General features: G+C 73.7%; 7 protein-coding genes. All 7 read right to left on the bottom strand.

What is annotated here, in order from left to right; translation table 11 throughout:
• Positions 1 to 5: 5 nt before the first annotated feature.
• The 7 genes from AWW66_RS22190 to AWW66_RS22160 all read right to left on the bottom strand — a co-directional run bounded on the left by AWW66_RS22190 (position 6) and on the right by AWW66_RS22160 (position 6399).
• Positions 6 to 1046 (bottom strand): amidohydrolase family protein, encoded by a 1041-nt coding sequence (locus AWW66_RS22190; RefSeq protein WP_083978750.1) that lies wholly within the window; start codon positions 1044 to 1046, stop codon positions 6 to 8.
• Positions 1046 to 2158, bottom strand: coding sequence for an Ldh family oxidoreductase (locus AWW66_RS22185; protein ID WP_083978748.1), 1113 nt, complete (start codon positions 2156 to 2158; stop codon positions 1046 to 1048). Before AWW66_RS22185 ends, AWW66_RS22190 begins: the two co-directional genes overlap by 1 nt.
• The gene (locus tag AWW66_RS22180; protein WP_211272055.1) at positions 2155 to 2808 is read right to left on the bottom strand and encodes a GntR family transcriptional regulator; all 654 of its coding nucleotides are present in this window, start codon (positions 2806 to 2808) and stop codon (positions 2155 to 2157) included. Before AWW66_RS22180 ends, AWW66_RS22185 begins: the two co-directional genes overlap by 4 nt.
• Positions 2809 to 2941: 133 nt before the next feature.
• Entirely contained in the window at positions 2942 to 3715 is a 774-nt protein-coding gene (locus tag AWW66_RS22175; RefSeq protein ID WP_083978746.1) for an ABC transporter permease, read from the bottom strand.
• The gene (locus tag AWW66_RS22170) at positions 3712 to 4590 is read right to left on the bottom strand and encodes an ABC transporter ATP-binding protein (RefSeq protein ID WP_211272054.1); all 879 of its coding nucleotides are present in this window, start codon (positions 4588 to 4590) and stop codon (positions 3712 to 3714) included. Before AWW66_RS22170 ends, AWW66_RS22175 begins: the two co-directional genes overlap by 4 nt.
• Positions 4587 to 5408, bottom strand: coding sequence for an ABC transporter permease (locus AWW66_RS22165; RefSeq protein ID WP_169807156.1), 822 nt, complete (start codon positions 5406 to 5408; stop codon positions 4587 to 4589). Before AWW66_RS22165 ends, AWW66_RS22170 begins: the two co-directional genes overlap by 4 nt.
• Position 5409: 1 nt before the next feature.
• Positions 5410 to 6399 (bottom strand): ABC transporter substrate-binding protein, encoded by a 990-nt coding sequence (locus AWW66_RS22160; RefSeq protein WP_067369784.1) that lies wholly within the window; start codon positions 6397 to 6399, stop codon positions 5410 to 5412.
• Between the last annotated feature and the right edge of the window lie 85 nt (positions 6400 to 6484).

Raw genomic sequence — 6484 nt, 5'->3', positions numbered from 1 at the left:
GCGGGTCAGTGGTCGGTGGGCAGGCCGGGGCGGCTACCGAAGGCGGCGACGGCGTTGACCGTGGCCGCCCGGCGGGCCCGGGGGTCGTCCCGGCCGCCGAGGAACTCCGCCGGGTCGTCGGTGCCCATCGGGAACGGCCAGTCGCTGCCGAGCAGCAGCCGGTCCGGGCCGAAGACGTCGGCGGCGACGGCGGTCATCGACGGCTGGTGGGTCAGGCAGTCGGTCCACATCCGGCGCACCGCGTCGGCCGGGGCGAGCGACAACGGCACGAGGCCGGGACGGTCCGTGGCCACGCCCCGCTCCCACCGGCCGAGCACCGCCGGGACGACGCCGCCGCCGTGCACCAGGACCAGGCGCAGCCCCGGGTACCGGGCCACCACGTCGCCGAGGACCAGTTGCGCCACGGCGACCGCCGTCTCCACCGGGTTGCCCAGCAGGTTGCCGAGGTAGAACTCGTCGAGCCGGGCGTCCGGGGAGGCGGACGGGTGCAGCAGCAGCGCCCGCCGGTCGGCGTGCAGCGCCTCGAACAGCGGCGCGAAGGCGGGATCGGCCAGCGACGGGATCCGGCCGCCGGCTCCGGCGGTCACCCCCCACCAGCGCGCGTCGGTCCGTACCCGCCGGTACTCGGCCAGCGCCACCGCCGGCTCGTGCAGCGGCAGGTACGCCAGGGGCCGCAGCCGGGGCTGGTCGGCGACCCGGGCCAGCAGCCCGTCGTTGACCGCCACCGCCCACCGCGCGCTGTCCCCGCCGGCCAGGTGCTGCCCGTGGTACGGCGGCGGGACGGTCACCACCGCGGCGTCCAGCCCGGCCGCGTCCAGGTACGCCAGCAACGCCTGCGGCCGGTGCAGGGTGAGCGGCCCGACCGGGTGCCCGGCCACCACGTGGCGTCCGTCGTCGGCGGTGGTGACCAGGTCGTCCACCCCGGCGTCGACGAGCAGCGGCGCGAGGTGGGTGTGCATGTCCACCGTCGTCACCGGCTCGGCGGCCAGGTGCGCCACCGCCGCCGGGGCGGACAGGTCGTCGACGACGGGGCGGTCTGCGGACATCAGTGAACTCCTTCGGGTCGCGCCGGGGCGGGGTACCGGGGCGGGACGGGCACGCCCAGGTCACCGGCGAGGGTGGTGAGGGTGTCGAGCAGCGACCGGTCCAGGGCCACGCCCTCCCGCGCGGAGTCGCGCAGGCGCCGCGCGGAGCGCTGTCCGGGCAGGCTCACCCGGTCCACGCCGGGCGCGTACGGCGGGGCGGTCACCTCCCGGCCCAGGTCGGCGAGGCGGGTGGTGAACTCCTCCGGACCGCCGAACGCGGCCGGGTCCAGGGCCAGGAAGAAGTGCGCGCAGTCGTTGGGGACGGCGGTGTCGGCGTACAGGCCGTGCACCTGCTGACCGTAGCCACCGCCGGAGAGCACCCCGGTCAGCGCGTCGACCACCAGGGCCAGGCCGAAGCCCTTGTGCCCGCCGGTGGGCAGCAGCATGCCGGCCAGGGCCGCCGCCGGATCGGTGGTGTCCCGGCCGAGCGCGTCGGTGGCCCAGCCCGGTGGGATGGGTCGACCGGCCGCCTCGGCCAGCCGGATCCGGCCGAGGGCCACCTCGGACAGGGCGATGTCCAGCACCACCGGTTCGTCCTCGGGGCCCGCCGGCAGGCCGACGGCCAGCGGGTTGTTGCCGACCACCGGGTGTCCGCCACCGGGTGCCGGCATGAGCGGACGGGTGTTGGACATGGCCACCCCGACCAGGCCGGACCGGGCGGCGGCACGGACGTACCGGCCGGCCGCACCGAAGTGGAAGGCCCGCCGGACGCTGACCGCGCCGAGGCCGAACTGCCGTGCCTTGGCCACGGCCAGCTCCATGCCCTGGTCGGCGGTGAACACGCCGAGCGCGTGCCCGGCGTCGAGGACGGCGATCGCGCCGAGGTCGACCACCGGCTCGGCGCGGGTGGCGGTGCTCACCGAGCCCCGGCGCAGCCGGTCGACGTACATCGGGACCAGCATGGTGCCGTGCGACGGGACCCCGCGCCGGTCGGCGTCGACCAGCGACCCGGCGACGGTGGCGGCGGCCGGGCCGGGGAGCCCGGCGGCGGCGAAGATCCCGCCGACCAGTGTGCCGAGCCAGTCCGGGTCGACTCGCTTCGGAGCAGCCGGGGCAGCCGCCTCGGCGCTCACGCCGGCTCCGCGACGCCGGCCAGCCGGGCCGGCATGGACTCCTGGATGCGCCGCATGGCGTTCTCCAGGTGCCGGGTCAGCGCCGTCACCGCCGCCTCCGGGTCGCCGGCCACGCAGGCGTCCAGGATGGCCTGGTGTTCGGCCTGGATGTGGGCCAGCCCGTCGGGGGTGGGGCGGGTGGCGAAGCGGTACCGCTCGCTGTTCTCCCAGACCGGTTCGATGGCCCGGGGCAGCCAGCGGGAGCCGCCGGCGCGGTAGAGGGTGAAGTGGAACGCGGTGTGCGCCTGCCGGGCCGGGATCGGGTCGTCCGCGCCGGCCAGCTTGGCGTGCTCGTGCAGGGCCTGGCGGGCGGCCTCGGCGTCCTGGGCGGTGAACCGCTCGGCCGCCGACCGGATGGCGAGCGTCTCCAGGGCCAGCCGGGTCTGGTGGGTGTCGAGCAGGTCGTCCAGCGACACGTCGCGGACCCAGGCGCCCTTGTGCGGGATGATCTCGACCAGGCCGAGGGCCTCCAGCCGGCGCAGCCCCTCGCGCACCGGCATGGCGCTCATGTCCAGCGCCGCGGTCAGGTCCGCCAGCCGCAGGTGGGTGCCCGCGGGCAGCTCACCCGACATGATCATTCTGTGCAGTTCGGCCGCGGCCGTCTCCGCCATCGTGCGCTGTCGCGCACCGCCCTGGGGCGTCAGGCGAAACCCTCGTTCCATGTCGGCCGTTCTCCTGTCCTGGTGCCTATCCGTCTGTGCCAGTGTGCTGCGTCCGTCCGCCTCCGGCCGTGGGCCGGTGAGGTCACGTCCCCTGCGGACGATGGCGGAAGAGTAACCGGCCCACCAATCCCACCAGCGCGACGGAGACCAGGGCGAGGAGCACGATGAAGAGGATCACCGCGTACAGCTTGTCCATGCTGAACACGGTCCCGTACCGCTTGACCAGTCCGCCGAGCCCGACGATGGCGATCAGCACCTCACCGTTGATCAGCCCCTTGACGCCCCGGGCGACCCCCAGCCGCAACCCCTCCAGCAGGTACGGCGACGCCTCCACCAACCGGATCTCGCGCAGTTGGGCCGAGCGGGACGCGCCGAAGGAGCGGGCCATCTCCAGCAGCGCCGGGTCGCTGCGTCGGATGCCGGTGGCGGTGTTGACGATGACCACCCAGATGGAGAAGGCGACCACGGTGGCGATCCGGGTGGTGCTGCCGATGCCGAAGACCAGCAGGAACAGCGGGACGAAGGCGATGATCGGGGCGGCGAGCCCGGCCTTGACGTAGATGTCCAACGCCGCGTCGACCGCCGGGGAGAGCCCCATCGCCACCCCGATCACGGTGCCCGCGACGATGGAGATGGCCAGCCCGATGCCGAGTGAGCGGAGGCTGTCGGCCAGCGGGTCGATCAGTTCCCCACTGGCCAGCATGGCGCCGAACTGGCGCAGCACGTCGCTCAGCGGCGGCAGGGTGATCAGGTCGGCGGTCCGCCCGACGACCTCCCACACCCCGGCGAGCAGCACCAGTGACAGCAGGAACGGCGCGGGCCGGGTCACCGTCCGGACCACGCTCCGGCCGGTCACGCGGTGGCCCCGGCCGGCTGCCCGGACGCGGCCGACGGCCCGCCGTCCGCCGTCGCGTCGGACTCCGGCCCGTCGGGCTTCGGCCCGTCGGCGACGATCATGCCCCGGAGCCGGTCCCAGACCTGCCCGGTCAGCTCGACGAAGCGGGGGTCCTGCCGGGTCCGCTCGGTCCGGGGCCGGGGCAGGTCGATGTCGATCACCTCGTGCACGGTGCCGGGCCGGGGACGCATGACGACCACCCGGTCGGAGAGGAAGACCGCCTCGTCCATCGCGTGGGTGACGAAGAGCACGGACATCGCCGTCTCGTCCCAGATCCGCAGCAGGTCGGTCTGGAGCAGCAGCCGGGTCTGCGCGTCGATCGCGGAGAACGGCTCGTCCATCAGCAGCACCGACGGGTTGACCGCCAGCGCCCGGGCCAGCCCAACCCGCTGCTGCATGCCGCCGGAGAGCTGCCGGGGGTAGTGGTCGCCGAAGCCACGCAGCCCGACCCGGGCCAGCAGGTCACGCGCGGTCCGGGTGCGCTCGGCCCGGCCGACGCCCCGTTGTTTGAGGCCGAAGGCGACGTTGTCCACCACGGTCAGCCAGGGCAGCAGGGCGAAGCTCTGGAACACCACCGCCCGTTCCGGCCCGGGGCCGCGCACCGGCGTCCCCTGCACGTCGATCCGGCCGTGGTCGAAGGGGATCAGCCCGTCGACCATCTTCAGCAGGGTGGTCTTGCCACAGCCGCTGGGGCCGATGATGCTGACGAACTCCCCCGGCCGGACGGTCAGGTCCACGTCCTGCAGGGCGGTGACCCGGCGACGGCGCTCGTCCACGTACGTCTTGCCCACGCCCCGCACGCTGATCGCGGCCGGGGCGGTCTCCTGCTCGGTCACGCCGTGCCTCCCTTCCATCGACTGAGTCGCCGCTCGCACCAGGCGGCGAGCGACAGCAGCAGTACTCCCTCGGCCACGACGACCAGCGTCACGGCCATCACCGAGGCGACCTGGAAACGCCCCTGGAACTCGGCGATCAGGCTGCCCACGCCCGCGCCGACCAGGGCCAGTTCGGCGACCACCATGCCGATCAGGGCCTGGCCGAGACCGACCCGGACGCCGGCCATCAGCCCCGGCACCGCGGCCGGCAGGACCACCTCGCGGATCGTGGCCAGCCGTCCGGCGCCGAAGCTGCGGGCCATCTCCACCAGCGCGGGGTCGGTGGAGCGCACCCCGACGGCGCAGTTGACCGCCACGTACGCGACGCTGAACAGGAAGACCACCGCGACCCGGGCGGACAGGGTCAGCCCGAGGGTGGCCTGGATGACCGGGATGAAGGCGATCACCGGGACCGCGATCAGCAGGCTCAGGTACGGCCGGACCGTCCGGTTGACCAGGTCGAGCCGGCCCATCAGCAGTCCCAGCGGCAGCGCGACGGCGACGGCGAGCCCGAAGCCGAGCACCAGCGCCTGGTTGGTGGCCCAGAGCGCCCGGTGGAAGGCCGGGTCGGCCAGCAGCTCGGCCAGCGCCGTGGCGGTCCGGGCGGGGCTGGGCAGCCCCACCCCGCCGGCGGTGCCGGCGACCTGCCAGGCCACCAGCAGCACGGCGAGGGTGAGGCAGCGCAGCCCGGCCCGTCCCCAGGCCCGGTCGACCAGCCGGGTACCGGCCGGACGGGCCGCCCAGAGCGGCCGGCGGCCCGGTACGGCCTGGCTGCTCACCTCAGCCCCGCTCGGCGAGGACGGCATCGAGGATGCTCCGGTCGGTCACGTCGCCGGGGGCCGTAACCTTCTGGTACGGCTTGCCGTCGGCGTTGAAGAAGTCGATGGTGGCCTGCACGGACTCCGGCTGGAGACCGCCGTCGACCGGCCACACCTTCGCCGTGACGAAGGCGTCCACGATGGCCGGCAGCGCGTCGGCGTCGATCTCGGGCAGCAGCTCGCGGCCCTTCTCCACCAGCAGGTTCGGGTTCTGGTAGATGTCGCGGTAGACGTCGAGGTGGGTGCTCACCCAGGCGGTGGCGAGGTCCTTGTGCGAGGTGAGGAACTCGGGCCGGGCGGCGAACGCGGCCCGCATGATCGGGAAGCTCTGGGTCAGGTCGGCGACCATGGTGAAGTCGCCCGGGCGCTCCCGGGACAGCAGGGTCCAGTCCTGCAGGTCGATCGGGCTGGCGTCCATCTGGCCCTGGAGCATCGCCGCGAGCCGGTTCTCCGACCCCTCCACGACGGTGTACGTCGGCTCGGTACCCGGGCAGTCCTTCTTCACCCACTGGATGGCGAGCTGGCCGACGAAGGAACTCTCGGACTGGATGCCGACGTTGCGCCCGGCCAACGACGCGCAACTGCCGTACCGTGCCTGGGCGGCCATCACGAACTCGTTGGAGTTGCCGCCGAGGAAGAACCGCAGCGGCACCCCCTCGTCGATGGCGTCCATGACCTGGGCGATGGCGCTGATGTCCACCTGCCCCTGGGCGGCGGCCTGCAACTGGTTGGCGTTGCCGCCGAGCTCGACCGCCTCGACGGTGAAGCCCTGTTCCTTGAGACGGTCGATGGCGATGGCGGTCGGTAGGTAGCCGACGGACCAGCCGCTGAAGCCGAACTTGGCGCTCGTGCCGGCCTGGGCGCTGTCGGTGTCGTCGGCGCCGCAGGCGGTGAGCGCCAGGGCGAGGGTCGTGATCAGACAGGTCAGTAGGGTGCCACGTCGCAGGTTCATGTGAAGTCCCTCCCTCTGGCCGTTGATCTGATATCAAATATCTGATGCAACCAATGGTCTCCCACATTGCGGGACGACAGAGGGG

Source organism: Micromonospora rosaria (assembly GCF_001567585.1).
In the GTDB taxonomy this organism is placed as follows: domain Bacteria; phylum Actinomycetota; class Actinomycetes; order Mycobacteriales; family Micromonosporaceae; genus Micromonospora; species Micromonospora rosaria.
This window is presented reverse-complemented; position numbering and strand designations above follow the sequence as displayed.

What these genes read in the sequence shown, in the direction of transcription:
- AWW66_RS22180 (WP_211272055.1), bottom strand. Translation starts at nt 2,808, where the DNA reads ATGGCGGAGACGGCCGCGGCCGAACTGCACAGAATGATCATGTCGGGT.
- AWW66_RS22160 (WP_067369784.1), bottom strand. Translation starts at nt 6,399, where the DNA reads ATGAACCTGCGACGTGGCACCCTACTGACCTGTCTGATCACGACCCTC.
- AWW66_RS22190 (WP_083978750.1), bottom strand. Translation starts at nt 1,046, where the DNA reads ATGTCCGCAGACCGCCCCGTCGTCGACGACCTGTCCGCCCCGGCGGCG.